Origin of the sequence: Burkholderia sp. PAMC 28687 (assembly GCF_001577465.1) — a bacterium.
Classification (GTDB): domain Bacteria; phylum Pseudomonadota; class Gammaproteobacteria; order Burkholderiales; family Burkholderiaceae; genus Caballeronia.
In genome coordinates this window covers 1,596,226-1,623,137 of sequence record NZ_CP014506.1, presented here as the reverse complement: position 1 = coordinate 1,623,137, position 26,912 = coordinate 1,596,226, and the positions used below count along the sequence as shown (strand labels likewise).

The 26,912-nt window shown below is 60.9% G+C and carries 26 protein-coding genes; 11 read left to right on the top strand and 15 right to left on the bottom strand.

From position 1 onward, the window contains the following. The first annotated feature begins 12 nt into the window (after window positions 1-12). Window positions 13-2,253: a PAS domain S-box protein gene (locus AX768_RS22525; RefSeq protein WP_062002193.1), complete on the top strand. Its 2,241-nt coding sequence runs from the start codon at window positions 13-15 to the stop codon at window positions 2,251-2,253. Window positions 2,254-2,260: 7 nt separating this feature from the next. On the opposite strand, the gene AX768_RS22520 is transcribed toward AX768_RS22525, so the two are convergent. Further along, window positions 2,261-2,938 carry a response regulator transcription factor gene (locus AX768_RS22520; RefSeq protein ID WP_062002434.1) on the bottom strand — a complete coding sequence of 226 codons (678 nt, stop codon included), beginning with the start codon at window positions 2,936-2,938 and terminating at the stop codon, window positions 2,261-2,263. Between the two features lie 337 nt (window positions 2,939-3,275). Between AX768_RS22520 and AX768_RS22515 the strand changes: the two genes are divergently transcribed. From AX768_RS22515 to AX768_RS22500, 4 genes are all read left to right on the top strand, one after another. Continuing rightward, a complete protein-coding gene (locus AX768_RS22515) occupies window positions 3,276-3,806 on the top strand; it encodes an RNA polymerase sigma factor (RefSeq protein WP_062002433.1) in 531 nt (176 codons plus the stop codon). A 102-nt stretch (window positions 3,807-3,908) separates the two neighbouring features. After that, window positions 3,909-4,703, top strand: a complete 795-nt coding sequence (locus AX768_RS22510; RefSeq protein WP_062002192.1) for an alpha/beta hydrolase — start codon at window positions 3,909-3,911, stop codon at window positions 4,701-4,703. A 189-nt stretch (window positions 4,704-4,892) separates the two neighbouring features. Continuing rightward, window positions 4,893-6,098, top strand: a complete 1,206-nt coding sequence (locus AX768_RS22505; protein ID WP_062002191.1) for a multidrug effflux MFS transporter — start codon at window positions 4,893-4,895, stop codon at window positions 6,096-6,098. Window positions 6,099-6,153: 55 nt separating this feature from the next. Then, entirely contained in the window at window positions 6,154-7,956 is a 1,803-nt protein-coding gene (locus AX768_RS22500) for an ABC transporter transmembrane domain-containing protein (protein ID WP_062002190.1), read from the top strand. Window positions 7,957-7,979: 23 nt separating this feature from the next. On the opposite strand, the gene AX768_RS22495 is transcribed toward AX768_RS22500, so the two are convergent. After that, window positions 7,980-8,942 (bottom strand): AraC family transcriptional regulator, encoded by a 963-nt coding sequence (locus tag AX768_RS22495; protein ID WP_062002189.1) that lies wholly within the window; start codon window positions 8,940-8,942, stop codon window positions 7,980-7,982. A 125-nt stretch (window positions 8,943-9,067) separates the two neighbouring features. Here AX768_RS22495 and AX768_RS22490 point away from each other — a divergent pair, with 125 nt between their 5' ends. Continuing rightward, window positions 9,068-9,958: an SDR family oxidoreductase gene (locus tag AX768_RS22490; protein ID WP_062002188.1), complete on the top strand. Its 891-nt coding sequence runs from the start codon at window positions 9,068-9,070 to the stop codon at window positions 9,956-9,958. A gap of 18 nt (window positions 9,959-9,976) precedes the next feature. Here the strand turns inward: AX768_RS22490 and AX768_RS22485 are convergent, their stop codons facing one another. The 3 genes from AX768_RS22485 to AX768_RS22475 form a co-directional block, all read right to left on the bottom strand. Beyond that, the gene (locus tag AX768_RS22485; protein ID WP_155524303.1) at window positions 9,977-10,660 is read right to left on the bottom strand and encodes a hypothetical protein; all 684 of its coding nucleotides are present in this window, start codon (window positions 10,658-10,660) and stop codon (window positions 9,977-9,979) included. Between the two features lie 129 nt (window positions 10,661-10,789). Continuing rightward, window positions 10,790-12,121 (bottom strand): hypothetical protein, encoded by a 1,332-nt coding sequence (locus AX768_RS22480; protein WP_062002186.1) that lies wholly within the window; start codon window positions 12,119-12,121, stop codon window positions 10,790-10,792. 940 nt (window positions 12,122-13,061) lie between these two features. Then, window positions 13,062-14,189 carry an amidase gene (locus tag AX768_RS22475; protein WP_442857260.1) on the bottom strand — a complete coding sequence of 376 codons (1,128 nt, stop codon included), beginning with the start codon at window positions 14,187-14,189 and terminating at the stop codon, window positions 13,062-13,064. Between the two features lie 231 nt (window positions 14,190-14,420). Between AX768_RS22475 and AX768_RS22470 the strand changes: the two genes are divergently transcribed. After that, a complete protein-coding gene (locus tag AX768_RS22470; RefSeq protein WP_062002184.1) occupies window positions 14,421-14,747 on the top strand; it encodes a superinfection immunity protein in 327 nt (108 codons plus the stop codon). Window positions 14,748-14,765: 18 nt separating this feature from the next. Here the strand turns inward: AX768_RS22470 and AX768_RS22465 are convergent, their stop codons facing one another. The 4 genes from AX768_RS22465 to AX768_RS22450 form a co-directional block, all read right to left on the bottom strand. Beyond that, entirely contained in the window at window positions 14,766-15,689 is a 924-nt protein-coding gene (locus tag AX768_RS22465) for an ABC transporter permease (RefSeq protein WP_062002183.1), read from the bottom strand. Between the two features lies 1 nt (window position 15,690). Next, on the bottom strand, window positions 15,691-16,605 hold the full coding sequence (locus tag AX768_RS22460) for an ABC transporter permease (RefSeq protein WP_062002182.1): 915 nt from the start codon (window positions 16,603-16,605) through the stop codon (window positions 15,691-15,693). Window positions 16,606-16,675: 70 nt separating this feature from the next. Then, the gene (locus AX768_RS22455) at window positions 16,676-17,992 is read right to left on the bottom strand and encodes an ABC transporter substrate-binding protein (RefSeq protein ID WP_062002181.1); all 1,317 of its coding nucleotides are present in this window, start codon (window positions 17,990-17,992) and stop codon (window positions 16,676-16,678) included. A gap of 64 nt (window positions 17,993-18,056) precedes the next feature. Continuing rightward, window positions 18,057-19,115 (bottom strand): ABC transporter ATP-binding protein, encoded by a 1,059-nt coding sequence (locus AX768_RS22450; protein WP_062002180.1) that lies wholly within the window; start codon window positions 19,113-19,115, stop codon window positions 18,057-18,059. A 300-nt stretch (window positions 19,116-19,415) separates the two neighbouring features. Between AX768_RS22450 and AX768_RS22445 the strand changes: the two genes are divergently transcribed. Genes AX768_RS22445 through AX768_RS22435 form a run of 3 tightly spaced genes read left to right on the top strand, consistent with a single transcriptional unit; the run spans window position 19,416 to window position 21,734 of the window. Beyond that, window positions 19,416-20,393 carry a polysaccharide deacetylase family protein gene (locus AX768_RS22445; protein ID WP_062002179.1) on the top strand — a complete coding sequence of 326 codons (978 nt, stop codon included), beginning with the start codon at window positions 19,416-19,418 and terminating at the stop codon, window positions 20,391-20,393. Then, window positions 20,390-21,118 carry a GntR family transcriptional regulator gene (locus tag AX768_RS22440; protein WP_062002178.1) on the top strand — a complete coding sequence of 243 codons (729 nt, stop codon included), beginning with the start codon at window positions 20,390-20,392 and terminating at the stop codon, window positions 21,116-21,118. The genes AX768_RS22445 and AX768_RS22440 overlap by 4 nt, the downstream gene beginning before the upstream one ends. A 25-nt stretch (window positions 21,119-21,143) precedes the next feature. Then, entirely contained in the window at window positions 21,144-21,734 is a 591-nt protein-coding gene (locus AX768_RS22435; RefSeq protein WP_062002432.1) for a flavin reductase family protein, read from the top strand. Between the two features lie 15 nt (window positions 21,735-21,749). Here the strand turns inward: AX768_RS22435 and AX768_RS22430 are convergent, their stop codons facing one another. Further along, window positions 21,750-22,499, bottom strand: coding sequence for a YoaK family protein (locus tag AX768_RS22430; protein ID WP_062002177.1), 750 nt, complete (start codon window positions 22,497-22,499; stop codon window positions 21,750-21,752). A gap of 45 nt (window positions 22,500-22,544) precedes the next feature. Next, window positions 22,545-23,339, bottom strand: coding sequence for a fumarate/nitrate reduction transcriptional regulator Fnr (gene fnr / locus AX768_RS22425; RefSeq protein WP_062002176.1), 795 nt, complete (start codon window positions 23,337-23,339; stop codon window positions 22,545-22,547). Here fnr and AX768_RS33310 point away from each other — a divergent pair. Next, on the top strand, window positions 23,221-23,535 hold the full coding sequence (locus AX768_RS33310; protein ID WP_172811975.1) for a hypothetical protein: 315 nt from the start codon (window positions 23,221-23,223) through the stop codon (window positions 23,533-23,535). The genes fnr and AX768_RS33310 overlap by 119 nt on opposite strands. Window positions 23,536-23,654: 119 nt before the next feature. Here AX768_RS33310 and AX768_RS22420 read toward each other — a convergent pair whose 3' ends face one another. From AX768_RS22420 to AX768_RS22405, 4 genes are all read right to left on the bottom strand, one after another. Continuing rightward, window positions 23,655-24,302 (bottom strand): response regulator, encoded by a 648-nt coding sequence (locus tag AX768_RS22420; protein ID WP_062002175.1) that lies wholly within the window; start codon window positions 24,300-24,302, stop codon window positions 23,655-23,657. A gap of 163 nt (window positions 24,303-24,465) precedes the next feature. Continuing rightward, window positions 24,466-25,305, bottom strand: coding sequence for a universal stress protein (locus AX768_RS22415; protein WP_062002174.1), 840 nt, complete (start codon window positions 25,303-25,305; stop codon window positions 24,466-24,468). Continuing rightward, on the bottom strand, window positions 25,302-25,790 hold the full coding sequence (locus AX768_RS22410; RefSeq protein WP_062002173.1) for a universal stress protein: 489 nt from the start codon (window positions 25,788-25,790) through the stop codon (window positions 25,302-25,304). The genes AX768_RS22415 and AX768_RS22410 overlap by 4 nt, the downstream gene beginning before the upstream one ends. 17 nt (window positions 25,791-25,807) lie before the next feature. After that, on the bottom strand, window positions 25,808-26,647 hold the full coding sequence (locus tag AX768_RS22405; RefSeq protein WP_062002172.1) for a universal stress protein: 840 nt from the start codon (window positions 26,645-26,647) through the stop codon (window positions 25,808-25,810). Between the last annotated feature and the right edge of the window lie 265 nt (window positions 26,648-26,912).

Sequence of the window (26,912 nt, the reverse complement as noted above, 5' to 3'; positions counted from 1 at the left end):
AGCCAATCAAGCATGAATGTTTGCGTCCCTGTAATTGGCCTGAAACGTCCCGACTCACGGCTGTTGTGGGGACTCGCGGCGCTGGTTGCGCTGAGCGTGTTCCTGATCGATGCATTCACGCCACTGGATATCGCGATTGCCGTCCTTTATGCCGTGGCGGTGATGCTGGTCGCGGTCACCGGCAACAGACGGGCGACGTTGATCGTTGCGTGGTGCTCCGTGCTGCTGACGCTGGGCGCCTTCCTGTCTTCCCACGATACCGACTATACCGATGCATCCATTGCGCGCTGTGCGGTCAGCTTGCTCGCGATCGCGATTGTTTCCGTACTGGCGCTGCGCAATCTCGCGAGCACCGCGCGGCTGGTAGAGCAGGTGCAATTGCTCGACATGACGCACGATGCGATCGTCGTGTACGACATGGACGATGTCATCAGTTTCTGGAATCACGGCGCGGAAGAACTGTACGGGTGGACATCGGCGGAAGCAGTGGGCAAGCGCGTGCATGAACTGACGCGCACGCAAATGGCCATACCGCTCGCGCATATTCGCCAGCAGTTGCTCGCGACCGGGCAGTGGGACGGCGAAGTCGAACGCACGCGTCAGGACGGTACGCACGTGGTGGTATCGAGCCGCTTGCGTTTATGGCGTGACCGCCTGGGACGGCCGCGCGCCGTGCTCGCAACGAACAACGACATCACCGCGCAAAAGCGCATGGAAGCCGAACTGCAGCGCAAGCAGGACGAACTGCGCGCAGCTATCGATGCGATACCGGGCATGGTCTGGACGTCGTCGAACGACGGCAAGCTCGAATTCGTGAACCGGCGATGGCAGGAGGTCGGCGTCTTCGCGGCGGATATCGGCGGCAGCAAGACGGGTGCGTCTCCAGACCGCGATATATGGTCGGAGATCGTTCATCCCAACGACCTGCAAGGCATGGAGCAGGCGTGGCGCGACGCGATTGCATTAGGGACATCGTTCGAATATTCGGCGCGCGTGCGGCGCAACAGCGGTGAATTCCGCTGGATGCATATTGGCGCCGAACCCATGCGCGATGCACAGGAAAACGTCCTGCGCTGGTACGGCGTGAACACCGACATTGAAGAGCGCAAGCGCGCGGAAGAGGCGCTCGAACGCAGCGAGGCGCTGTTGTCCGACGCGCAGCGACTGAGCAAGACAGGCAGTATCGCGATGCGGGTGGACAGCGGGGAAATGAGCTGGTCTGAAGAGGCCTGCCGGATCTACGATTACCCGTTGGACTGCACGCCATCCGTGGAATTGATCGAAGCGCGGACATTGCCGGAGGACCTGCCGATCGTGCAGAGCGTCTCGCGGCTCGCGTTGGCGGGTGAGCCGAATATCGATGTGGAGCACAGGCTTTGCATGCCGGACGGCAGCATCAAGCACGTGCATTTCGTGGCGCATGCGCTTGCATGCAAGGCCGGTTCGCCGGATGAGCGGCAGGAGTACGTGGGCGCGCTGATCGACGTTACGGAAGCCAGGCGCACGCATGAAGCGCTCGCGCGTTCCATGTCCGAGCTTGCGCACGTGTCGCGTGTCACGACGCTTGGGGAACTGGCGTCATCGATTGCACATGAGGTGACGCAGCCCATTGCTGCCATCGTCACGTGCGGGGACGCCGCGCTGCGCTGGCTGAACCGGCCGCAGCCCGATCTGGGCGAGGCGGCACAGTCGATCACGCAAATGATCCGGGACGCCAAACGCGCGGGCGACGTCGTGCGCCAGACGCGCGAAATGGCGAAAAAGCGAGGCCCGAGCCAGAGCGTGCTCGATCTCAATGCGCTGGTCGGTGAATCGATAGAACTCGTGCGCCGCGAGCTACAGAACCATCGCGCCACGCTGGTGACGCAGTTCGATCCGGCGGCGCTGCAGGTGTGCGCGGACCGGGTGCAGATCCAGCAAGTGGTGATCAACCTGATGATGAACGCCGTTCAGGCGATGTCGAGCCTGAACGGCGGCACGAGGCGGCTCACGATCACCACGCGCCTGCTCGACGAAGGCCAGGTGATGACAACGGTGAAGGATCAGGGAACGGGCATCGCCGATACCGATTCGGCGCATCTGTTCAGCCCGTTCTTCACCACGAAAGCCGATGGTATGGGAATGGGTTTATCGATCTGCCGCTCGATAATCGAAAACCACGGTGGCCGCATCTCGGCACATTCGCCGGAGGAGGGTGGCGCGGAATTGCGCTTTGTGTTGCCGCTTTTCAAGCCGGTCGAGCAGGCCGCCTGACGCCACGCTATTTCGTTTTGTGAACGGCGTCCGGGCGGATGCCCAGCGCTTCGGCTTTCCGGACCAGATCGGCAACGGATCGCGAGCCCATCTTTTTTGTCAGTTGCCCACGATGAATCTTGACGGTGATCTCGCTCAGGTTCATCTCCGCGGCTATCTGCTTGTTCATCAACCCGGCCACGACATGTCCCATGACCTCCTTTTCGCGCGGAGTCAGGGACGCATAGCTGCGCGTCACGTCCGCCCTGGACTGTTCGTGTGCGAGCCGTTCGCTGTCGCGCGCAAGGGCGCTCGTGACGGCGTCGAGCATGTCCTGGTCGCGAAAGGGCTTCGTCAGGAAATCCACTGCGCCCGCTTTCATTGCCCGCACCGACATTTCAATGTCGCCATGACCCGTCATGAACAAGACCGGGATGCGCAGGCCGTCTCGCACCATGTCGTCCTGAAGCGCCAGGCCGCTCTCCTGCCGCAGGCGTACATCGAGAATCAGGCAGCTCGGGACATTCGGCTTCGGGCAGTCAAGAAACTCCTGGGCCGACGCAAACGCCTCGACCTGCAGGCCGACCGAGCGCAACAGGTTGCTCACCGCAAAGCGCATGGAGTCGTCGTCATCGACCACGTACACCACGGATGCATTCGATTGTGCTTCAGCCGTGCCGGTGAGCGTGCGCGGATCGTGTACCAAGATCACCTCCTTGACAGCGGCGAGGCGCCGCAAAAGTCCCTGCCACGGTGGATGCCCATGGTTTTTTACTCCGTCGCCATTCTATTACCGGAAGGCCGTTCAAACGAAAACTTTCGCCTCCGATTCCAAACCTTCGCATCATACGAAGGTGTTAGAGGCCCACCAGTTCATGTGATCGATGCATCCGTTGGTAGGGCTGGTTGCGTAGCAGGGCATGCCGTAAATTGAGGTCACTCGCTTGAACGCAACCCGCTTCCTTTCTTCGGCGCCGTTCAGCTCACTGACCGAGGTCACGATCATGCAGAACATCAGATTCGCGGCGAACGATGGCGTTGCTATCGACGTACGGAACCAGCTCATGGACCACGTACCCAGGTTGCGCCGCTACGCACGCGCTCTGATCAGAAACCATGATCTCGCCGATGACCTCGTGCAGGACACATTGCAACGCGCGTTGCAGCGCCTTGAACAGTTCGAACGCAATACCGACCTGCGCGCCTGGCTGTTCACGATCATGCACAACCTGTTTGCGAACCAGCGCCGTCATGCATCCATGCACGCGGTCCATGTGAGTGTCGACGACGAAGGTGTGCCGGAAACCGAGTTCGCGGTTGCCGCGAATCAGACTCATCGCCTTGAAGTACGTGATCTCGATGCGGCGCTGCAAATGCTTTCCATTGAACAGCGTCAGGTCGTGCTGTTGATCGGGCTCGAGGAAATGAGCTATACAGATGCCGCGTTTGCGCTGGATATTCCCGTTGGCACGGTGATGTCGCGTCTATCGCGAGGACGCGAACGCCTGCGCGTCCTGATGATGGGGAAAAACGCTGGCCGCGAAGCTGCAAATGCCCGCGTGGCAGCCGGGTAATACAACCGTTTTTTAGTAATGTCCTGACCGGTATTGATCAGTAGTATTTAACGTAAGCCGAGCCTGTATCCCCCTTTCTTTTAATTTCTCAAGGAGTCTCAAATGAAACTGTTGCCCTTCGTTGCCTCGGTGTTGTCGGTATCCGCGTGCCTCTTCATGTCGACAAGCGCCGTTGCGCAAGATGCAAAACCCACGGATGCACCGGTCAGGAATATCGTCCTTGTTCATGGCGCCTGGGTTGATGGTTCCGGCTGGAAGCCTGTCTACGACATTCTCACGAAGGACGGGTATCACGTGAGCATGGTGCAGGAACCGTTGAGTTCGCTTGACGATGACGTCGCCGCCACCAAGCGCGTGCTTGATTTGCAGAACGGCCCGACCATTCTCGTGGCGCACAGCTATGGCGGCTCGATCATCACGGAAGCGGGCGTGCATCCGAAGGTGGTGGGGCTGGTGTATGTCGCAGCGCATGCGCCTGCAGTCGGCGAGGACGAAAGCGATCTGGGCAAGGGCATGCCGAGTTTTACATCGAAGCAGGCGGGCGCCATCAAGAAGACCGACGACGGCTACACGTACCTGAACCCCGCGGATTTCCCCAAGGACTTCGCCGCCGACCTGCCGCTCAAGCAAGCCGAATTCGAATCGCATTCGCAGATCCTGACCGCCGCCAAGGTATTCTCCGAGCCGATGAAAGTCGCGGCATGGACCACGAAGCCGAGCTGGGGCATTGTTGCGGGCGCGGACAAGATCATCAACCCGGACCTCGAACGCTGGTATTACGCACGTGCGCATAGCCACACGACCGTGATTCCGGGCGCGAGCCACTCGGTCTACGAATCGCGTCCGAAGCAGGTCGCGGCTGTTATAGAAGATGCAGCTAAACACGCGCAACAGTGACGTTGGAGCCTGGTGGATTTCGCCGCACGTCCTGCGCGGAATCGAATTTCACTGTAACGTCGCAACTTTGGGCGAGCGATTGAAGCAGATTGAAGCCAGCTGCCAACGCTCGCGCCACGAAACCTTCGAATTTTTAAACCCCGGGCCACGCAAGTGCCCCGGGATTTTCCATTGAGCATCCGGTTACCCATGAATCGACGTTTCCTGCAGCTTGCCATCGTGCTGGGCCTCATCACCGCCGTTGGCCCGTTCGCCATCGATATGTATCTTCCCGCGCTTCCTTCAATAGGCGGTGCGCTTCACGCGACCCCCAACGAAGTGCAGTTGAGCCTGATGATGTTCTTTGTCACGCTCGGGGTCTGCCAGCTCGTCTACGGGCCGCTCGCCGACATGTTCGGCCGCAAGTTGCCCATCTACGTGGGCCTCGCGATCTTCACGGCGGGCAGCGTGGGCTGTGCGTTCGCTCCGGACGTGCACGTGCTGACGGGCTTTCGCGTGTTGCAGGCGCTCGGTGCATGCGCGGGAATGGTCGTGCCGCGCGCCATCGTACGTGATCTGTATACGGGACACGACGCCACGCGCCTGATGTCGCTGCTGATGCTGGTCGTGAGCGTATCGCCGATCCTCGCTCCGTTGACGGGCAGCATCATCATCGCGGCGTTCGGGTGGCGCGGCGTGTTCTGGGCGCTGACGGTCGCGGGCGGTGTTGCGTTCGTGCTCGCCGCCACGCAACTGGAAGAGACGCGCGAGGCGCATCATCGTGCCGACAGTTCCTGGGCCAGCGCGTTTGCGGGTTATCGAAAGTTGCTGACCGATCCTTCGTTCCTGGGGCTGACGCTGGTCGGAGCGTTCGGCCTGTCGTCGTTTTTCGTTTATCTGGCGAATGCGTCGTTCGTGATCATCGACCACTATGGTTTGACGCCGACCATGTTCAGCCTTTGCTTCGCGCTCAATGCGGCGGCGTTCTTCGGCGTGAGCCAGTTGACCGCGCGGCTGACCGCCAAGTACGGCCTGCCGCGCGTGATTCGCGTCTCGGTCTCGGGCTTCGCGCTTTCCATGAGCATCCTCGCCGTCCTGTTCCTCGCCGGCGCCGATAACCTGCCGCTGATGATGCTGTTCCTGTTTATCGGCTATGGGTTCCTCGGGCTGGTGATGCCCACTTCCGCGGTGTTGTCGCTCGAACATCATGGTGCGATCGCGGGGACGGCTTCGGCATTGATGGGCGCGTTGCAGTTCGTGGTCGGCGCGGCCGTGATGGCGCTCTCGGGTCTGGTCACGAACGGCGCGCCAAAGCCGATGGTGGTTTGCATTGCACTGTCGGCGATTACCGCCTTCGTGTTCGCGCACGTCACATTGCGCGCGGAACACTTCCGCATGCCGGCAGCGACGGAGTAGGGTCGTCACGCTGCGCTGGCACAATGCAAGGGACATCGCAACATTTGGAAAACTCATGCCGCACGCTGTCCCTTCATCATCGTCAACGTCTGCGCCGCCTTCGCGGGCCGTCGAACCGCTGTTTGCGCTGTTCCCCTTCCTGCGTCCTTACGCCGGACGTTGGGCGCTTTCTTTCCTCGCGCTGATCACCTCGGCGGGCGCCACGCTGGCGTTGCCGGTGGCGTTCAAATACCTGATCGACCGGGGCTTCGCCGGGGGCGACCGCGCGCATATCGATCGATATTTCCTCGCGCTGTTTGTGGTGTCGCTGGTGCTGGCAGGCGCCACGGCGGCGCGCTTTTATCTTGTATCGTGGCTGGGCGAGCGGGTCACCGCCGATCTTCGGCGCGCGGTCTACGACCACATGCTCGGCATGAGTCCGCAGTTCTTCGAAACCACGCAAAGCGGAGAGGTCCTGTCGCGGCTCACGGCCGACACCACGCTCATCCAGACAGTCGTCGGAACCAGCCTTTCCATGGGACTGCGCAACTTCTTCCTGCTGACCGGCGGCGTGGCGATGCTCGCGGTGACGAGTCCCGTGCTGTCGGGTTATATCATTGGCACGCTGGTCGTAGTGATAGCGCCGATCCTTATCTTCGGGCGGCGTGTGCGGCGCCTTTCGCGTGCGAGCCAGGAGAAGATCGCGAACGCAAGCGCGCTGGCGGGCGAGGTGCTCAACGCCATGCCGACCGTACAGTCGTATGCGCAAGAGCCGTTCGAGGCGCGGCGGTTTGGCGGCGCGGTGGAACTTGCTTTTGAAACGGCACTCACGCGGATTCGGGCGCGCGCGTGGTTGACGGCGGTCGTGATCGTGCTCGTGTTTACCGCGATCGTGTTCGTACTGTGGCTTGGCGCGCAAGCGGTGCTGGCCGGGCGCATGACTGCAGGCCAGCTTTCCCAGTTCATCCTTTATGCGGTGTTCACGGCCGGCGCCGTCGGCGCGCTCGCCGAAGTGTGGGGCGATCTGCAACGGGCCGCCGGCGCCACCGAACGGCTTTTGCAATTGCTGTCATCGCGCTCGCCGGTCACGCAGGCCGGCACGACCATCCCGCTGCCCGCGCAAGGCGAGGGCATCCGCTTCGATAACGTGAGTTTCTCGTATCCGTCGCGTCCCGGCATAGCGGCGCTTTCGGGTATCACGCTGAACGTGCGCTCGGGTGAACATGTTGCGCTGGTCGGGCCTTCGGGCGCCGGCAAGACCACGTTGTTCCAGTTGCTGCTGCGCTTCTACGATCCGCAGACCGGCGCCATCCTGATCAACGGCGTGCCAACGCGCGATGTGCCCCTCGCCGATCTGCGCAAGGAGATCGGCGTCGTACTGCAGGAATCGGTGATCTTTTCGGGCAGCGTGCTCGACAACATCCGCTACGGCGCGCCTGACGCCACGCTCGAACAAGTGCAGCGCGCGGCCGGCATGGCTGCGGCGGCGGGGTTTATAGAAGCGTTGCCGCAAGGCTACGAGACGTTTCTCGGAGAGCGCGGCGTGCGCTTGTCCGGCGGACAGCGGCAGCGCATTGCGATTGCGCGGGCGATCCTGAAGAACCCGCCCATCCTGTTGCTCGACGAAGCAACCAGCGCGCTCGACGCAGCCAGCGAACGCCTCGTGCAACAGGCACTGGATAACGCTGCACAGAACCGGACAACGCTCGTCATCGCGCATCGGCTTGCAACGGTGCAACAGGCGGATCGTATCGTCGTGATGGAACACGGGCACATTGTTGCGCAGGGCCGTCACGCCGACCTGCTTCTGAGCTCGCCGCTTTATGCGCAGCTTGCCGCGTTGCAGTTCGGAAGTGCCGAGATGCCTTTGCATCAGTAAGCGCGTGACGCAGACGTGAGTCCCTACGCAGTGACGGTGGTTTCGCGGTCGCCATACGAGGCTGCCACCGCGCCGTGTCCACGGCTGTACTGCCGGGGTGAACAACCCATCACGCGTTTGAACGCGGTACTGAACGCGCTTTCGGATTCGTACCCAAGCGATTGCGCAATCGATGAAACCGGCGCGCCCGAGTTCGTCAGCCGGTCGCCGGCGAGCAGCATCCGCCAGCGCGTCAGATAGTCCATCGGCGAGACGCCGACTGTCTTCTTGAACTTGAGTGTGAAGACCGTGCGTGACATGCCGGCGCGCTCGGCGAGCGACTGCAATGTCCATCGGCGGGAAGGGTCGTCGTGCATGGCCGTGATCGCGGCCGCCATGCGTTTGTCGGCCAGTGCAAACAACCAGCCGACACCTGCCTTCGCATCCTTCGCAGCTTCTGTCAGATGCAGGCGCAAGCCCTGGACGAGCATCATGGTCGCGAGCTGCTGCGCCACAAGAAAGCCGCCCGGCTGCGGTTCACGCAGTTCCTGCCGCATCCGTTCCACGCACCAGCGCAGCACTGCTTTATCCGATTCGTCGCGAATATGCACGATGGGTGGCAACACGCCCGACAGGATGCCCGCGTGATCGCCGGTCAGCGCGAAATGGCCGCCGACACTCAGGAAATCCCCGCCGCCGTTGAGCGGAGTAATACCGCCAGCTTTGGCGGTGGCGAAAATCGTCATTGAATCGACCGACATCAACCTGAGATCGCTGGCAAGGCGAAAAGGGCGTCCTCTTGGCAACATGAAGCAGTCGCCGGATGCCAGGTACACGGGCTCGGGAACGCCGTCCACCGACAGCCAGCACTCGCCGGAAACGACTGCATAAAACTTGATGCCTTCATGCTTGCGGAACGATAGCGACCAGTCACCGCCCGCTTCGAAACCACCGGATACGTAATTGCGCAGCTTCAACAGCGAGAGTACGTCTGAGAGCGGGTCCATGGTTTTTCCGAACGAACGCGAAGATAAAACGAACGATACAGCATAGCTCGTTCTCGTTTGCCCGCCTATGATCGGAACGACGCGCTGAAAGGGACCTCGGCGTTCAATCAAATGGAGAAGTATCGATGCGAGTCTTTGTCACTGGAGCGACCGGTTTTGTCGGCTCCGCAGTTGTTCGGGAATTGATCGGTGCAGGACATCAGGTGCTGGGTTTGACGCGATCGGATGCGGGTGTTGCGGCGCTCGAAGCGGCGGGCGCCCAAGCGCATCGCGGATCGCTCGAAGATCTTGACAGCTTGCGCAGCGGCGCGGCGGCGGCAGATGGCGTGATCCACACGGCTTTCAATCACGACTTCTCGAAGTTCGTGGAGAACTGCGAGCTGGACCGGCGCGCCATTGAAGCGCTCGGCGATGCGCTCGAAGGGTCGAAACGGCCGCTGCTCGTTACATCGGGGCTGGGCCTTCTTGCGCCGGGCCGTGTTGCAACCGAGGACGATACGCTTTCCGCCGCGCACCCGCTCCCGCGCAAGTCGGAGTCGGCCGCCGACGCGCTCATGGCGCGCGGCGTGTGCGCGTCGATCGTGCGCCTTCCGCCCTCGGTTCATGGCGATGGCGATCACGGTTTCGTGCCGATACTCGCGGGCATCGCCCGGGAGAAGGGCGCATCGGTCTATGTGAACGAGGGGATGAATCGCTGGCCGGCGGTGCATCGGCTGGATGCCGCGCGGGTTTATCGGCTGGCGCTCGAGCATGGTGTGGCCGGTACGCGTTACCACGCGGTAGCCGAAGAAGGCGTGCCCTTCAAGGATATTGCCGGCGTGATCGGCCGGCGTCTGGACCTGCCTGTCCTCAGCAAGACTTTGGAGGAGGCTGCGAGCCATTTCACCTGGTTCGCGATGTTCGCCGGCATGGACGCTCCCGCTTCGAGCGAACGGACGCGCAAGCTGCTGGGTTGGGAGCCGACGCAACCCGGCCTTATCGACGATATCGACAAGGCGAGTTACTTCAAAGTCTGAACCTGATTCGATACACGATTACTGCGTCCCAGGAGGTTTCGGCGGCGGCAGTGAAGGATCGAGCCGTGCCGAGTCCCTGACCAGACTGTCCGTCATTGCGGCGGCGACGGGGTTCGAGCGGTGCGACGGATCGGCGCGAACGACCGGCGCGGGCGCCGTCACTACAGGGTTCGGCGGAGGTAACGACGGATCGAGCTGCGCTGATTCCCTGACAAGCTGATCCGTCATAGCCGATGTAACCGGAGATTTCGGATTGCGGCTACGTGCAAATTCATGGGTTGTATCGCTCCGCGCGACCGGCGCAGCACGCCTGGGCGAAGTCGAATCGTCGCGGGTGATGGCCGCGTCTTGTGCTGGCGCGGGTTCAGGGGCTGGCTTCACAGCCGGTTGCGGCGCTTGCACGGTGTTTTCGACTGACGGCGGAGCCGGTACGGGTGCCACGGCATTATCGATGGCGGACTGCCTGGGCGCGATGGCGATGCTGCCAGCGCCACTAGCCGCCGTCACTGCTCCGGCAATGCTTCCGGCGGTCACATGCGTGTCGCTGTACGCGGGGTCCGACTCCTCTTCCTGCTGCGAGCCGTCCTGCGTGGCATGCGTCTCGGGACCCGCCTCGTCGCCCTTGTGGAACACGAGATAAGCGCCCACGGCGAGCTCAGCGAGCAGCACCGTGATAATCAAGGTCTTGCGTGTATTCCTCATATGATGCAACGGTTCGTTTAAGCGACGCAATTCAACCATGATAACCGCCTGCTTGTAAGAGACGCCAAAAAAGGCCGGACACATGATGAATGTGCCCGGCCAGGACAATGCGCTAATTCGCTAATCGGCTCAGGTATCCGGGTTCGATGCCGCGAAGCTCTCGAATGCGGAGTACGGAGTCAAGTGTGTGCCATTCATCACCAGGCCGAACGTATCGTTGCCGCTGTCGAGCGTGTAATACATCGCCGACTGGATGTTGTGCGTCTTTCTCGCGTTATAGAAATTGCCCAGTTGAGTCGTGATGTAGTTCGAGCGATACGCCGCCGTTTGCTCAGGACCCGTGTTCCACTCGGTGATCATGAAAGGCACGTTGTAGCGAGCCTTGCAGTACGTGGGCAGATCGAAGCCAGGACCTGCGCCGTCGGAACCGATATTGAAGATGTCGCCATACACTTCGTAGTTGTGCCACGTCGTGATGTCCCAGCGTACCAGCGGATACCCACGGGTGCCGTCGGGCTGCATGCCTTCCCACAACGCGTCGGCTGCGCCATAGTCCGCTACGCAGAAGTTGATGCCGCACTTGGCGCTCGACTGAACCGATTTAACACCGTCGATCATGCCGCGCATCACACCGCGCATGGCCGGCCAGTTCGTATTGTTGAAGTCGACGGCCTTGGTGCCCGCTTGCGTGAAATCCAGGATGGTGGAGACCTGGCGCGTCAATTCGTTGCCGCACTCGTACATGGTCACGCCATACGGCTGGAGCGCGGCCGCCACGGTGGAAGCAATCCAATGTCCTTGGCTATAGGCGGCACTTTCGCTGCTGAAAACATTGCCGTAGGCGTCGGTCATGCCCTGGTTGATCAGCACGAACAGCGTCATGCCCGCGGCCTGGAACGCCGCGGCCAGTTTTGTCACTGCTGCAAGTTGCGTGGGATCATCGCTGCAGCCCACGCGGAAGGTCGAACAACCCAGACCCTTCAAGATGGAGACGATCTGAGCCGGGGTATAGGGGTCGTCCCAATGGCCGTTGATGCCATAGAAGTTGCCCGGCGTCGCCGCGCTTGCATGGCGCGGGTCGCTGGCCTGCAGCCATCCGGCTGCATCGGTCCAGACATAACACTGGCCCGATGTGTTCGTATGCCACATCATGCCGCCGTACCACATGAGCAAGGCTACGTTGTAGTTGTTGCCAACAACCGTACCGTCTCTGTAAATTACGCCGCCGGACACGGTCCAGACCCTGCCTTGCTTGTCGATAAGCGACGAAGCCGGCGGGATCATCGTTGCGTCGGGTGAAGCATTGCTGACTGCTGCGTTGACGACTGCCTTACCACTCGATGCGCTGTTGACGGTTGCGCCTGTTGCGTTGCTGCTGTCGCTCGAACCGCCGCAGGCGGTCAAGATGTAGCTGCCGCTCAAAGCCGTGAGGCAACCTAGAAATTGACGTCTTTTTAACATGGCGAGTTGTGTCCAATGTCGAGAAAAGGCCCGACAAAAAGAAGTTGGTAATTTCAGTTTGGAAACACGAAGCACTGTGAAAGCTGCACACTGATATTGCTGGAATCGTTCGTAGACCTAAAAAAGCTTAATGCCTGACTTCATGCTTCAGATTCTGGAAGGCCGTCCCGTGTTCGATTCGGTTTGGAGTACGAATCGAATGCCGTGGCCCGGTGCTGCGCCATCAGGCAAGCGAAATCACTGCGCGCCGCGGGGCGCTAACAGATGCGCTTGTCTAGACCCATGCAGGCTTCGGCAAACGTTTCGCTCGGGATGCCGGTGTTGCGATCTGACCCGGCAAACTCTACCTTTTCCCTCAAAGGCAGGCGCAAATCCTACCCGGAATGTGCGGCAGGCCTCAAATGAATTAATATCTTTTCGCCGAAAAAGGGCAAATCTTCTAACGAGCCACTTCATCGCAAAAATATTTCCTCATGAGAATGGACTATTGATCTGATGAATTAAATTGAAAGGTTTAATATTTGCCGGTCACTTTGACTGCTGCGGGTAATTAATGCCCGATTATGTAACAATTTTTGGCCGATATTTACCTGCGAATTTAGCGGAAACCCCTGCTCCAATAAAAGTGACCGATGCATCGTTTTCCGGGCCGTTTTTTACAGGAAAAACCCCCTAATATAATAATTATTAGTAATGGAGTTTCAGTAGTTGTTTATGACCTGAACCATCGCAGGGAATACGGTTTGAGTTTTCCGGACGAAACAGGATCGCGCCGGGCATGTGGGAGGCTGCCATCGTCGATTTGCGAAATCTGAAATCAAATGGTTTTGAGAGGAATTCCAATCCCCACAGGAACTGGAATGACAGCGCGGAGTAAAGGGTTGCGTAACCCTTTACGAGTAGAGATCGATAGCCGGTCTGTTTCGATTTTCGATTGCGACTACACCATCAGCTTGCGGGCCAATTCCAACAGACCCTTATCGCTTCCGGGCGCGCCGATAATGGAAAATCCCAGCGGCACGCCGTCCATCTGCATTAACGGAACAGTTATCTGCGGACATCCGCTTAGCCCCGAAATGCATAACATCCTGATCGACTGGTTTCGATAATCATCGAGTGCGTCATCGCTTTCAGAAAGCAATGGCGCCACGTCTGGCATCGTGGGCATGAGAATGACGCGGCCGCCTTCCAGTAACTTCATAAGGCCGGTGCGAAACTGCGCGCGGATATTCTCGCTTTGGCCGTTCTGACCGCTCGTGACAGTCTTCGACCAGAAAAAACGTTCGCGCACGCCTGGCCCAAGCTGGAAGTCATGCTTCTCGATCGCCGCGCCGTGGCTTTGCCATGCCTGGAATCCCTGTATGTAGCGGAAAGCCCAATAAAGCGCATCGGTGGAAGGCGTCATGACATCGGTGCTTTCGATAACGCCAAACCGCGGCCGCAATGTATCGAGCGTTGCCGCGAAAAGTGTCGCGACGTGCCTGGGCAAGCCCGCGAGCGCATCGCGGGGCAACCACGCGTCGGGTGTATCTGCGAGCGTGGCGGTGTCTTCGCCGAGCAGCACTTCGCTCACCCGAGCAAACGTATTCATGTCGCGCGCAAACCAGCCGCACGTGTCGAAGCCCGGGGCGAGCGGCATGCAGCCATCGAGCGACACGCGATCGTGCGTTGGCCGCAAGCCGATCAGTCCGCAGTGACTCGCGGGCGCGCGCACTGAGCCGCCAGTGTCGGTGCCGAGCGCGAAGTCGCACAATCCGTTCGATACCGCCGCCGCCGATCCGGAACTCGATCCGCCCGCGATGCGCTCCGGCGCGGCGCCGTTGCGCGGCGCGCCGTAGTGAGCGTTCTTGCCGGTCATCGAAAACGCGAGTTCCTCCGTGTGTGTCTTGCCGGCGAAAACCGCACCCGCAGCAAGCAATGCATCGACGACGGGCGCACTGGCCGTCTTGATGCCGGACATTGCCAGCATGTGGGGGTTGCCGCAGCCTGTCGGGTAACCGGCGACATCGAAGATGTCCTTCACGGCGAATGTCAGACCGCTGAGCGGGCCGCTTGCGGCGTTTGCCACAGGAGAGTCGGGGAAGGGTACGAAGGCGCGGGATGAAGCCGGATCTTGGGTCATGTTCTTATAAGTGAGAGGCGGTTCGATAGCGCCTGATTATTACGGCGGTTAAATTTGTGACTTGGACCTTCGCTGCCATCGGGTCTATTCTGAATTTTCGCTTGAACGGAGCGCAGACTGCAATGCACGAAGGTTGCATCCACGTGCGGCTCACGCGATCTGTAAGGAGATTGAAAAATGGTCGCAAAAACGCTGGTCCAGGCTCTTCTCGCCGTTGTCGCCATGGTCGTGTACTTTACGCCGTCTATCGTGGCGGACAGGAGAGGGCGGCGCAACGTGCTGCTGCTCGCGCTGATGAACGCGCTGCTCGGATGGACAATCGTGGGATGGCTGAGCGCGCTTTACTGGGCGCTTCATCGCGACAGCCCGAAAAAAGTCGACCGCATCATGCGGATGCAGACGCGCATGAAGGCCCATGCAACCGCCGATGCAATCGTCGCGCGTGCGCTTGCCCGCCATGTCCCGCCGGCAAAAGCAATCCGCATCACACGCGAACCGTACTGATCGTGACGCGCTAGACGCTCAGCCTGCGAGCGCCAGTGCGCGCGAGCGGCGCCGGGCCAGCCAGCGCACCAAGAGCAGCCCGACGATCATCACGGTGAGCGACAACATGGTGGTCATGGTGCCGAGCGCGTAGATCACGGGCGTGGTCACGGATGTCGTCAGGCCCTGCAATTCAAGGGGCAACGTGTTCTGGTCGCCGATTGCCTGCGACGTACGCGCGATCTCGTCCCATGACAGCGTAAAGCCGAACATGCCGACGCCGATCACAGACGGCCCGATGATCGGCAACACCACGTGCCTGAAACTCTGCCAAGGCGAAGCGCCAAGATCGCGCGCCGCTTCCTCATAAGCAGGGTTGAACCGGTTGAAGACGGCGAACATCACGAGCAGGCCGAAGGGCAGCGTCCACGTCAGGTGCGCGCCGAGCGCGGACGTGTAAAGGCCCATCGACGTGGTGTAGTCGTCGACGAAAGACTCGTGGCCCAGAACGGTGGCGAGATACTTGACGCCGTTATCGAGCAGCCGGAACGTGAGGCCGATCCCCAGCGACACGATGATCGACGGCATGATCAGGCTTGCCACCGACACATAAAACACAGCGGTATCTCCGCGAAAACGCTTGCGGAACGCAAGTCCCGCCGTCACCGAGAACAGCACGGTCAACACTGTGACCACGGCTGCGAGCCGCACCGAACGCCCGAACGCCGCCCAGATGTCGACGTCGCCAACGCCCTGCCGCAGCACCTCGAACCAGTGCAGCGACGCGCCGCGCATGGGAAACGTGAGGCCGCCTTCCGGCCCCTGGAACGACAGGATGAAGATGGTTATGACCGGGCCATACAGGAACAGCACGAAAAGCGCGAACACGAGTGCAAGCCAGTAGAAACTCGCGGGCCTGCGTTCACGATGTTTGAGACCGGGTTTGAGACCGCTGGCGGCCATGTCACAGCTCCTTGCGGATATCGACTACACGAGTCAGCGCCCAGACGATCAGAAGCACCACGGCCAGCAGGATGATTGCGTTGGCCGCGGCAGCGGGGAACTGCAGATAGCCCGTCTGCACCTGAATGATCTTTCCCACCGACGCAATCTGCTGCCCGCCCATGACGCCGACGGTCAGGAAATCGCCCATGACGATCGTGATCACGAAGATCGATCCGATCACGATTCCCGTCTTCGACAAGGGCAGCACCACTTCGCGGATGACTTGCCAGCCGCTCGCGCCTGCATCGCGCGCAGCTTCGAGCAGCGAGCGGTCGATGCGCATCATCGCGTTGAAGATGGGGACGATCATGAAGAAAGTGTAGAGATGCACGAACGCGAGCACCACGGAAAAGTTCGAGTACAGCAGCCATTCAAGCGGCCGGTCGACCAGATGCGCGCTCACCAATGCCTGGTTGACGAGGCCGTTGCGGCCGAGCAGCGGCATCCATGAAATCATCCGGATCACGTTGGAGGTCCAGAACGGTATGGTGCAAACGAGGAACAGCACCGTTTGCATGCCCGATGACCGGACGTGGAATGCAAGGAAATACGCAATCGTGAAGCCGATCAAAAGCGTGACGGTCCATACGATCGCGCAGAACTTGATGGTGGACCAATAGGTCTTGAAGGTCACGCAGACATCGGTCATCGACGAACATCCATCGAAGATCGCCGCGTAGTTCTTGAACGTGAACGCCGGGATGATCTGGTATTCGTTGAAGTCCCAGAAGCTCACGATCAGCGTGATGATGAGCGGCACGATGAAGAACAACGCGAAGGTGAGCGTAAGCGGCGTTGCCTGCAGCCATGCGGCGGCTCGCCGGTGTTTCACCGGCGCCTCAAGCGTTTGAACAGGAAGCTCGATCGATGCCATCGCGTGATTACCTATTGTTTGAACTGATCCGGCCGGCTTCGTGCAACGCACGCAGCCGGCCCTTGCATACTCAAGCCGCGATGAACTCGTTCCACTTCTGGACCATGTAGATGTTCTCGTCCATCACCGCGTTCCAGCATGCGATCGCTCCCATGCGCTGGTTGTACGAGCCGCCGTCGCGTACCGTGCCGGCCTTCTCGAGCAACTGGCCATCGGGCGCCTTGATGTCCTGCGCAGCGGGCTTGCCTTCCATCCAGTAGTCCCATTCGTACGCCTGCATGTGCGACTTCGCGGTGTCCGTCACGCCCGGGTAATAGCCCTGACGCATCAGATAGGCGCCTGCCCAGCCGTCCTGGAACCAGTTGATGAACTCGTACGCCGCGTCGAGCTTGCGGCCCTGCAGCGAACGCGGCAGCCCGAAGCCCGATGCCCACGACCGATACCCTTCCTTCAGCGGCTGGAACTTGCAGGCAACGCCCATCGTGCGAACCTTCGTGACGGCCGGCGACCACATCGACTGGATCACGACTTCGCCGGACGCCATCAGGTTCACGCTTTCGTTGAAGTCCTTCCAGAAGGCGCGGAACTGGCCCGCGCGCTTGGCTTCGATCAGGATCTTGATGGTCTGGTCGATCTCGGCCTTGGTCATGTTGCCTTTGTCGCCATACTTCACATGACCCATCGCTTCGATCGCCATTGCCGAATCCATGATGCCGATGGCCGGAATGTTGAGCAGCGCAGCCTTGCCCTTGAACTCGGGATTGAGCAGCTCGGACCAACTCGTGATCGGGCGCTTGATCAGGTCGGGGCGAATGCCGAGCGTGTCCGCGTTATAGGTGGTGGGGATCAGCGTCATCCATTCAGTGGGCGTCGCGGAGAATTGCGTCGAACGCGCGCCGGTCAGGAACATCACCTTCTTCGGCGCGGTTCCCTGGTCGCCGATCTTCTTGCCGTCGACTTCACCGCGCGTGAGGACGGGCGTGATCTTGTCGGCGAGCTTGATCTTTCTTGCGTCCATGCCGGCAAGCGTGCCGGCGGGAATCAGCTTCTTCAGCGAGAAATATTCGGTGTCGACAATATCGAAGGAATTCGGTTGCGTGATGATGCGCTTGGCGACGTCATCGGTCGTGACGGGAATGTACTGGATCTGGATGCCGGTGTCTTCCTGAAACTTCTTCGCGATATCCGAACTCTGGTTCACTGCGGTGCCGAGATATCGCAACGTGATCTTTTCCTGCGCGTGCACATACGGGAACCCCGCGATACCCGCTGCCGCGACTGCGCCCTTGAGCAACGTGCGGCGTGAGAGGCCCTGACCCGAACCGAGGCCGGATTCGGCGGGCTCGCTCGTGGTGGTATCGGACGGATGTTCTTTTCGCTCGGTCATTGCAATCTCCCTTGGTGACGTTGTCGTTTCAATGTTCTCGTTCAATGCAACGCAAAGCGGTCTTTCATGCCGCAAATGCATGGGCGTCCTGCTCGTTCCACCAGACCACGACTCGCGCATCGGTGGCAAGGCGCTGCGGGTCGTATTCGTTATCGGGGAGCAGTGAGATGAGTTCGGGCGAACCGTCTAGCGGCGCGAGTGTCATGCGCAAGTGTGTGCCCTGGTATTCGGTTTCGCGGACCGTGCACGGAATTCCGCCGATACGGCTGACCCCGCCGTCGCTGCCCGATGTCTGCACCGGCGTCACGCCGTAAGGCGCGATGCGCAGGTGATCGGCGCGCACGGTGAAAGCGCGGCCATTTGCGCTCAGCACGTTATGACCGCCCAGGAAACGCGCGACGAATTCGGTGCGCGGCCGGTTGAAGACCTCATGCGGCGAGCCGGTTTGTTCTATGCGTCCATGGCTCATCACCACCACCATGTCGGCCAGCGCCAGCGCTTCTTCTTGCGAATGCGTGACGTGCACGAAGGTGATGCCGAGCTCCTTTTGCCAGCGCTTGAGTTCGGCGCGCATCTGGATGCGCAGGAACGGGTCGAGCGCCGACAAAGGTTCATCGAGCAACAGGCAACGGGGTTCGTTCAGCAATGCACGCGCGAGCGCCACGCGCTGTTGCTGGCCGCCCGATAACTGCGACGGCTTGCGTTCGGCGAAGGCACTCATTGCAACGAGTTCGAGCAGTTCGCCTGCACGCTTGCGGCGCGCGTCTTTTGCAACGCCGCGCATCTTCAGGCTGAACGCGACGTTATCGAGTGCGGACAGATGGGGAAAGAGCGCGTAGCTCTGGAACACCATTGCGGTGCCGCGCGTGGCGGGTTGCGCGCGCGTGACGTTGCGCTGGCCAATGAGGACGTCGCCATCGGTGATCGATTCGTGGCCCGCGATCATCCTCAATGTCGATGTCTTGCCGCAGCCCGACGGTCCAAGCAGGCAGCAGTACTGTCCGCCGGGAATGCGCAAGTCGATGGAGTCGACCGCGAGCGAATCGCCGTACTGCTTCGACACATGAACGAGTTCGATGTCCGCGGCTTCGGTCTTGAGTACGGCAGAAGTGGACTGACTCATATAGACGGACTCATGCGATGCGTTCCCGGGTCGGTGCTGCACAAAAAGGCAAGCGTTGGCTGGCGGGTCGTCAAATGCAAGACACATGCCACTTTGTTCGCAGCGTCTTGAGTTCCATGCAAACCATCGCTGCTATTGAACGTCTACGATATGGCGTGTAAATTGCACACGATTCGAAATCGATCCGTCGGCGATTCAAGACCAGAAACCGCACGATCAAGGTGCGCCGCCGATCCGCTTCGGGGCGCGATCCACCAAAACGGTTCACGCGCTGTACACGCAGTCATCGGGGTTTTGAACATGGACATCATTGGTCATGCCGGCGCATCACATGGACCCACGTTCGGTCCGCTCGTAACGCATGAGCGGTTTCCGTATCGGGCAATCGCCGATACCGATTCGTTTCGATGGCCGGGAGACACCGGACTTGCCGTCTATCTCGGCTTCAATATCGAACACTTTGCGTTTGGGGAAGGACTCGGCGCGGCGCTGGGTCCCGTCTCGCCGCAACCCGATGTGCTCAACTACAGCTGGCGAGAATACGGCAACCGGGTGGGCGTCTGGCGCTGCATGGAACTGTTCGATCAGCTCGACATGCCGTCGGGCACGCTGATCAACACAGCGCTCTATGATCACTGCCCGGATGTCATCGATGCATGTGTTGCACGCGGCGATGAAATCATCGCGCATGGGCATACTAATGCGCATCGTCAGAGCGATCTCCATGAAAACGCCGAACGCGCGTTGTTGCTTCATTGCCGCGAGCGGATTGCATTGCATTCGGGCACGCCGCCCTCGGGCTGGCTATCTCCGTGGATCTCGGAGTCGCACCTGACGCCCGATCTGCTCGCGGAAACCGGCTACGGCTACACGCTGAACTGGTGCCACGATGACCGGCCGGTCCGCATGGCGACGCGCGCCGGCTCGCTCTGGTCGATTCCTTATCCGCAAGAACTCAACGACTTGCCCATGATCATCGGCCGTCAACTGGATGCGTGTGCTTTCGCGGACATGATCATCGACCAGTTCGACGAGATGCTTGAGCAAGCGAACAACAGCCGCCACAAGCAGGCGCTCGTGATGGGTATCGCGTTGCATCCCTACCTGGTGGGACAGCCGTACCGGTTGCGTCATCTGCGGCGCGCGCTTCAACATGTCGCGGCGGCGCGCGCAAAAGGTGATGTCTGGATGACCACGCCCGGCGCGATCGTGCGTCAGATGGACGAGATGGAACGCGCAGGGCTCACGGGTTCGTCGCGCCTTCAGGCACAACCATGACACCGAAACCCGCGCTGCACGTTGCAGACAAACCGCCCGAGCGTGACACGCCGCAAGATGTGGACGCGCGCCTCTATCAGGCGATCTTCGATGGCGTCCTCAACCATCGCCTGACACCGGGTACCAAGCTGCCCGAGCCGGAGTTGTGCCAGTTGTTTGGCGTTGGCCGCGCGGTCGTGCGGCGCGTGCTGGAGCGCCTCGCGTATGAGGGTATCGTCGCGTTGCGGCCGAACAAGGGTGCGGTGATCGCGGAGCCGTCGCCCGAGGAGACGCGAGAGATTTTCGAGGCCCGGCGTTCGCTCGAACGCGTGCTAGTCGAACTCGCGGTACAACGCGCGACCACGCGCGATATTGAAGCGTTGCGCCGCCAGCTTGCCGATGAACATGAAGCCATGCATCGCTTCGACCAGCCTTCGTGGGCGCGTCTTGCAAGCGACTTCCATTTACGCATTGCAGGACTCGCGGGCAACTCGATACTGCAGCGCTACTTGAACGAACTGGTATCGCGATGCTCGCTGATCGTCGGGGTGTACGAGCCACCGGGCAACGCGCCATGCGAACACGACGAACACGCGGCAATCGTCGATTGCATCGAGGCGCGCGATGCGCCTGGCGCCATCAGCCGCATGGAAGCGCATCTTCGCGAGCTCGAAGAGCGCATCGAAACATCACGCATGCAAGGCGAGCAAAGCCTTGGGCAACTGCTCGGCATGGTTCAACCCTGAGCACGTGGACACCGAACAGGCCATCATGGAAATCGACTTCGAAGCCATTACCGAATATCAGCGCTACAAACTCATGGCGAGCCTGATCGTGCCGCGGCCCATCGCGCTGGTCACCACCTTGAGTGAGACCGGCACGATCAACGCGGCGCCATTCTCGATGTTCAACATGATGGGGGAGGAGCCGCCCATTGTGATGATCAGCGTCAATCGTCTCGACGACGGGTCGCTCAAGGACACCGCCACGAACATTGCGCGCAGCCGCGAGTTTGTCGTGCATCTCAGCGACGAAGCGATGGCCGAGAAGATGCATCGTTGTGGAGAGCGCCTGCCGCCGGATGTCAGCGAGCTCGAAAAGGCCGGGCTTACGCCGGTTGCAAGTTCGCACGTTGCGCCGCCGAGAATTGCCGAGGCGCCGGTGGCGTTCGAATGTACGTTATGGGAAACGCTGGAAACCACGAGCCGGCATATATTCATCGGGCGGGTTCACAGGCTGCACGCGCGCGACGAACTCATCGACACCGAAACCTGGCGTGTGCGGCTGCAGTATTACTTTCCGGTCGGGCGCTTCGGCGCAAGCGATTATGTGACGACGCGGGATCGCTTCACGCTCGATTGAACCGACGTCAAGACGTCAATGCCGCTGGCCAACGAGATCATCGACCAGCGGCACGACCGCGAGCACCACGAGCATTGCGGCGAGCGGTATCGTTGCGATATAACCGACGTACTTGAATCCCAACGCACCCGCAATTCCGCCAGTAAAAAACATCCCGAGCAACGAGGCCAGCAGCCCGAGCTTCGACCGGTCTGCCTTCACGGCTTTCATGCCGGGTTCATCGTTCGAAGCGTTCCAGTACACGAGCTTGCCAAGCTCGATACCTATATCAGTTACAAGCCCGGTCACGTGCGTGGTGCGGATTTCCGCCTTGGATATCTTGGTGATCATTGCGTTCTGCAGGCCCATCACAAAGCAGAGCAACGCGACCGTGGCCGGGACGAACAAGATCCGGTCCTGTTCCAGGTTCGCGCCGATCAGCCCAAAGAGCAGCAGCAACGCAGCTTCGAGCAGCAAGGGCAACGCATATTCGCTTTGCGCTGCGCGCCGCCTGCCCCAGTTGATCATGATCGCGGACGTGGCGGCGCCCGACATGAACGCCACGAGCGAACTGAGACCCGCGACAACGAGACCCGTTTCGCCGAGCGAAAGATTATCGGCCAGCGCCGACACCACGCCGGACATGTGCGACGTGTACTGGCCGACGGCAAGAAAACCGCCGGCGTTCGCGGCGCCTGCAATGAACGCAAGCCAGCGCCCGAGGCGCCGGTTGCTCTGGTCGGTGCGTTCGGGCCGCGTGAAGCTGCGCAAATAATTCAGGGGCATCGTGTTCCGCCATCGGCATTGCGAGCCGCGATATGACGCGCCCGGTCAGACTTCGGCGAGCCGCTCGCTGTCGACGATCCGGATCTGCTTGCCGTTCGAATCGACGATGCGTTCTTTTTGAAGCTTCGAGAACATCCGGCTCACCGTCTCGAGCTTCAACCCGAGATAGCTGCCAATCTCTTCTCGCGTCATGCGCAGGTTGAACTCTGCCGCCGAATAGCCACGTACCTTCATCCGCGTAGACAGATTCATCAGGAAGGTCGCGACGCGCTGCTCGGCGGTCATCGTGCCCAACATCATCATCAGGCCGGATTCCCTCACGATCTCGCCGCTCATCATCCGGTGGACATGCTGCTGCACGGCTTTGACGTCGTGGCAGAGCTCCTCCAGGAGGTCGAAGGGGATCACGCAAACCTTGCTGTCTTCGAGCGCAATTGCATCGCAGTTCTGTTCGCCGGCGCAGACGCCGTCGAGTCCAAGCGGTTCGCCCGCGATGTGAAAGCCCGTGACCTGCTGCTGCCCGTCGCGATGCGTGACCACGGTCTTGAAACAGCCCGTGCGCACGGCGTAAATGCTCTTGAACGCGTCTCCCGTGCGGTACAGCGTCTCGCCGCGCCGCACGAGCCGAGTCGAGCAGACGATCGCATCGAGCCTGTCGAGTTCGGCGCCGGTCAGTTGCGTTGGCATGCAGATCGCGTGCAGGGAGCAGGCGGAGCAGCGGGTGTCGAGGCGCGTAGCGGACGTAGCGGACAAAGTGGCGCTGGCTGCGGACCACTGCGACGCGCGGTTAATAGCGGGCGAATTCGATACTGAAGGTGCGCAAGCGGTCGCTGACGTCATGACGTCTCCCGTGAGTGGTTTGCATCGGTGCGTTACGCGGCGGCTGGCGGTGCGTGCCTATGGTGCGCGTAGCGGGTGCGGAGCGGAGCGTCTCGCCATGGAGATGTCGCGCAGAGGCGCAGAGGATCCGCCGGCGGGACGATGGGCCGCTTGTCGGCTTTCGCCGATGTTCCCGGAGCAAGCCGGCGCCCAGTGAGACAAGTATGAGTGACTCTATCTCAAAATAAAATCAGCGAGCGGCAGCGCTCGATGTAGGGATTTGCGAGTCTTTGTAGGGAACGGACTACACGCGTTGATCGCATCATCCGGATGCCATCAAGTCTCGTGGTCGTCTTCGAACAGTTTGTGCCGCACGGCGTAGCGCACGAGCGCCGCGTCGTGGGGCATCTGCATCTTGTCGAGAATGCGGGTCTTGTAGGTGCTGATGGTCTTCGCGCTGACCGAGAGCGCCTGGGCGATCTGCGTGATCGTTTCTCCGCTCGCAATGCGCCGGAACACCTCGAATTCACGGTCGGAGAGCCTTTGATGCGGCAGGTCGTCGCCACGGTCGTGCAGGCTCAGCGCCAGGCGCTCGGCCATGGTGAGGCTTACATACACGCCGCCCGATGCAATCTTGTTGACAGCCGCGACCAGCTCGGCGCTTGCACTTTCCTTGGTCAGATATCCCGACGCCCCGGCCTTGAACGCACGCACCGCGTATTGCTGCTCGGCGTGCATGGTCAGGATGAGCACGCGCAGCGCCGGCTTTTCGTCCTTGATCTGCTTGAGCAGTTCGACACCATTGCGGCCGGGCATCGACAGGTCGAGCACGAGCACATCGGCTGGAATCTCGCGGATCATCGCGATGGTCGTGGCGCCGTCGCTGGCCTCGCCCGCCACTTCCACGCCATCGGCATTGTCCAGGATATGGCGCAGTCCGTCCCGAACGAGGGTATGGTCATCGGATAACAAGACCCGGGTCATTGCTTGAGATCGTCCTCGGTGCGCACCGTATAAACGCCGCGGGTGCTGGATTGCCGTCTGGTGGAACGGCACGTGTCAGAAAAAAAGATGCCCGCAAACTGGCGGGCATTAAGGATGCGCAAGGACACTGAGCCATGAACGCATTGTTGAAACTCGTGAGGCATTAGTGCGACATTAGCACGGGCGCGGTCATGCTTTCCAGTAGCGATCGTGTAACACCCCCAAGAAAACGCTCGTGCAACCGCGTATGCCCGTATGCGCCAAGCACCAGCAGATCCGAGTCGGTGTCCGCCAGGACATCGAGCAAAGTGGCGCCTGTACTTGCGCCGGAGGCAGGCGGCATCGATAAGACACCGGCCCGCACCTTGTGGTGTTCAAGATACGCCGCAAGCGTATGTCCTGTGTTTTTACCGGCTTCGCCATCTTCTTCGCGATGCCGCTCGACGGTCACGATCTGCACCGAACGCGCATGCCTCAAAACGGGAAGGGCGTCCGCCACGGCGCGCGCTGCGGCGCGACTGCCGTCCCATGCAATGAGCACGGTCTCGCCGAACCGGTCGACACGGCCGGCATACGGAAGGAGGATCGCGGGCCGGCCGCAGCGCATCACGACGTCATCGGCGAAATGCTCGGCAATAAACGCCGCTGGGTCCGCAGGATCGGCCTGCCCGAGGACGATCAGGTCGGCGTGGCGCGCGTGTAACGTCGCCGTAAGCACCGACGGTCCGACGGGCGCGCGCCATTCCGATGTGGCCGCGGCTAACCGCGTCGCCGATAAAAAGTGATCGTTCGCCCGCGCGAGCCGGGCGCGAGCCTGCGCCTCGTGGACGGCGAGGCTCAGGCTTTCGTCTGACTTTATATTTGGGCGCAGCTCATTCCGGCAGACCATGTACAGCCCGATCAGATGGGCGTTGTGCTTGAGGGCAAGGTCGACGGCGAAGTCGACCCGCGCGCCGCTGCGCCGGCTGTCATCGATATGCACGAGGATGGTCTTGTAGCTCATGTCAGCACTCCCGCAACGTCCGGTTTCATTTGTGTGGACGGATGATGCGGAACGAGCAGCACCGGCATTGTGGAGAGGCGCACGAAATGTTCGGCGACGCTGCCAAGCAAAAGCCGCCGCCAGCCGCGCCTGCCGTGCGTGCCCATCACGATGAGGTCGGCACCGAAGGCTTGCGCCGTATGCTCGATGCGTTGCGCGATGTCGTCGGCAAGCGGCTCGACTTCGACCATGCTTGTCGTGCCCTTCACGCCGTAGCGTTTCATCTTCGCGGCTGCATCGGCGAGAACGTGTTCGCCCTCGGTGACAAAGGCGTCGCGTATCGGGGTGGGATCAAATGCCGCGCCCGAGTACGACAGCGGCGGAACGTCGATCACGTAGACGGGCCTGAGCTCGGCGTCGTGATCGCGTGCGAGTTCGAGCGCCGCATCCAGTGCGTGTCTGGAGGTCTCGCTGCCGTCGACGGGGGCAATGATTAGCTTATACATGGCAATTCTTCCTGTGGTCAATGCGACATCAGTACGGGGACGGTCATCGACTGGAACATGCTGCGCGTGACGCCCCCCATGACCAGTTCCTGCCAGCGCGAGTGGCCGTACGCGCCCATCACGATCAGATCGGCGCCCAGCTCAGATGCCTGCGAGAGCAGCAGGCCGCCCGCCGCCGTGTTTTCGATGTGTTCGAGCCGAACCACGTCCGCTTTCACGTCATGCCGCGCCAGAACGAGCGCGATGTCCGCGCCGGGGATGCGATCGCCGCGTGCCGCGTCATGTAATTCTTCGACCGTCACGATGGTGGTTCGCTTCGCGCGGCGCAAGAGCGGCAACGCGTCATGCACGGCGCGCACGGACTCGCGGCTGCCGTCCCACGCGACCATCACGTTTTCGCTGAACGTCGCGAACTCGCGGGCGTACGGGTGGAAAAGCACCGGGCGCCCTGCGGACATCACGAGCGCTTCCGGAAAATGATCGGCGATAAACGATTCGGGATCGTCCGGATCTTCCTGTCCGGCAATGACGAGATCGGCACACCGCGCGAGGTGGGTGATGTCATCGTTCGGATAGTCGATGTTGCCGGCCCAGCGTCCCGCTACACCGGCGTCTTCCAGTTCTGCGTGGAAGACCTGTTCCAGCGCACTCTGCCGCTCGTGGCGCAGCTTGCGATGCTCTTGGAAATACTCGGAATAACCGGCCATCACGTAAAAGGTGCGTGGGTCCGGCGTGAAGCTGGTCAAGGCTCCCGTAAGGTGCGCGCCGTATTGCCGGGCAAGCCGCATTGCGAACCTGAGGCGCGCGGTTGAGCGTGAACTGGTGTCGAGCTGGACCAGGATGCTTGTAAGGCTCATCGCAGAAACTCCGTTGGTGGGTGCTCGCGGTGGCCTACCGGTCAGGAACGCCCGGCGCTTACGAAAAGTCTATGGGCTCAGAAATCCCGTCCCTTGATGCAGATCAACGATCTCGCCCGCGCGCAGAGCGTCGAAAAGTACGCTGACGGACTCTGCGTTATTACATCGGAGGTAATTGAACATATTCCTGCGCTCTTTAAGATGAGAGTCATCCCTTGGCACATCGGCTCGCTCGGGGACACGAAGTGCTCATGTTGTTTGTTCA

Excerpts from the sequence above, each read along its gene's own strand:
- AX768_RS22525 (WP_062002193.1), top strand. The coding sequence starts at position 13 with ATGAATGTTTGCGTCCCTGTAATTGGCCTGAAACGTCCCGACTCACGG.
- AX768_RS22510 (WP_062002192.1), top strand. The coding sequence starts at position 3,909 with ATGAAACTGTTGCCCTTCGTTGCCTCGGTGTTGTCGGTATCCGCGTGC.
- AX768_RS22505 (WP_062002191.1), top strand. The coding sequence starts at position 4,893 with ATGAATCGACGTTTCCTGCAGCTTGCCATCGTGCTGGGCCTCATCACC.
- AX768_RS22500 (WP_062002190.1), top strand. The coding sequence starts at position 6,154 with ATGCCGCACGCTGTCCCTTCATCATCGTCAACGTCTGCGCCGCCTTCG.
- AX768_RS22495 (WP_062002189.1), bottom strand. The coding sequence starts at position 8,942 with ATGGACCCGCTCTCAGACGTACTCTCGCTGTTGAAGCTGCGCAATTAC.
- AX768_RS22490 (WP_062002188.1), top strand. The coding sequence starts at position 9,068 with ATGCGAGTCTTTGTCACTGGAGCGACCGGTTTTGTCGGCTCCGCAGTT.
- AX768_RS22485 (WP_155524303.1), bottom strand. The coding sequence starts at position 10,660 with ATGAGGAATACACGCAAGACCTTGATTATCACGGTGCTGCTCGCTGAG.
- AX768_RS22480 (WP_062002186.1), bottom strand. The coding sequence starts at position 12,121 with ATGTTAAAAAGACGTCAATTTCTAGGTTGCCTCACGGCTTTGAGCGGC.
- AX768_RS22470 (WP_062002184.1), top strand. The coding sequence starts at position 14,421 with ATGGTCGCAAAAACGCTGGTCCAGGCTCTTCTCGCCGTTGTCGCCATG.
- AX768_RS22465 (WP_062002183.1), bottom strand. The coding sequence starts at position 15,689 with ATGGCCGCCAGCGGTCTCAAACCCGGTCTCAAACATCGTGAACGCAGG.
- AX768_RS22460 (WP_062002182.1), bottom strand. The coding sequence starts at position 16,605 with ATGGCATCGATCGAGCTTCCTGTTCAAACGCTTGAGGCGCCGGTGAAA.
- AX768_RS22455 (WP_062002181.1), bottom strand. The coding sequence starts at position 17,992 with ATGACCGAGCGAAAAGAACATCCGTCCGATACCACCACGAGCGAGCCC.
- AX768_RS22450 (WP_062002180.1), bottom strand. The coding sequence starts at position 19,115 with ATGAGTCAGTCCACTTCTGCCGTACTCAAGACCGAAGCCGCGGACATC.
- AX768_RS22445 (WP_062002179.1), top strand. The coding sequence starts at position 19,416 with ATGGACATCATTGGTCATGCCGGCGCATCACATGGACCCACGTTCGGT.
- AX768_RS22440 (WP_062002178.1), top strand. The coding sequence starts at position 20,390 with ATGACACCGAAACCCGCGCTGCACGTTGCAGACAAACCGCCCGAGCGT.
- AX768_RS22435 (WP_062002432.1), top strand. The coding sequence starts at position 21,144 with ATGGAAATCGACTTCGAAGCCATTACCGAATATCAGCGCTACAAACTC.
- AX768_RS22430 (WP_062002177.1), bottom strand. The coding sequence starts at position 22,499 with ATGCCCCTGAATTATTTGCGCAGCTTCACGCGGCCCGAACGCACCGAC.
- fnr (WP_062002176.1), bottom strand. The coding sequence starts at position 23,339 with ATGACGTCAGCGACCGCTTGCGCACCTTCAGTATCGAATTCGCCCGCT.
- AX768_RS22420 (WP_062002175.1), bottom strand. The coding sequence starts at position 24,302 with ATGACCCGGGTCTTGTTATCCGATGACCATACCCTCGTTCGGGACGGA.
- AX768_RS22415 (WP_062002174.1), bottom strand. The coding sequence starts at position 25,305 with ATGAGCTACAAGACCATCCTCGTGCATATCGATGACAGCCGGCGCAGC.
- AX768_RS22410 (WP_062002173.1), bottom strand. The coding sequence starts at position 25,790 with ATGTATAAGCTAATCATTGCCCCCGTCGACGGCAGCGAGACCTCCAGA.
- AX768_RS22405 (WP_062002172.1), bottom strand. The coding sequence starts at position 26,647 with ATGAGCCTTACAAGCATCCTGGTCCAGCTCGACACCAGTTCACGCTCA.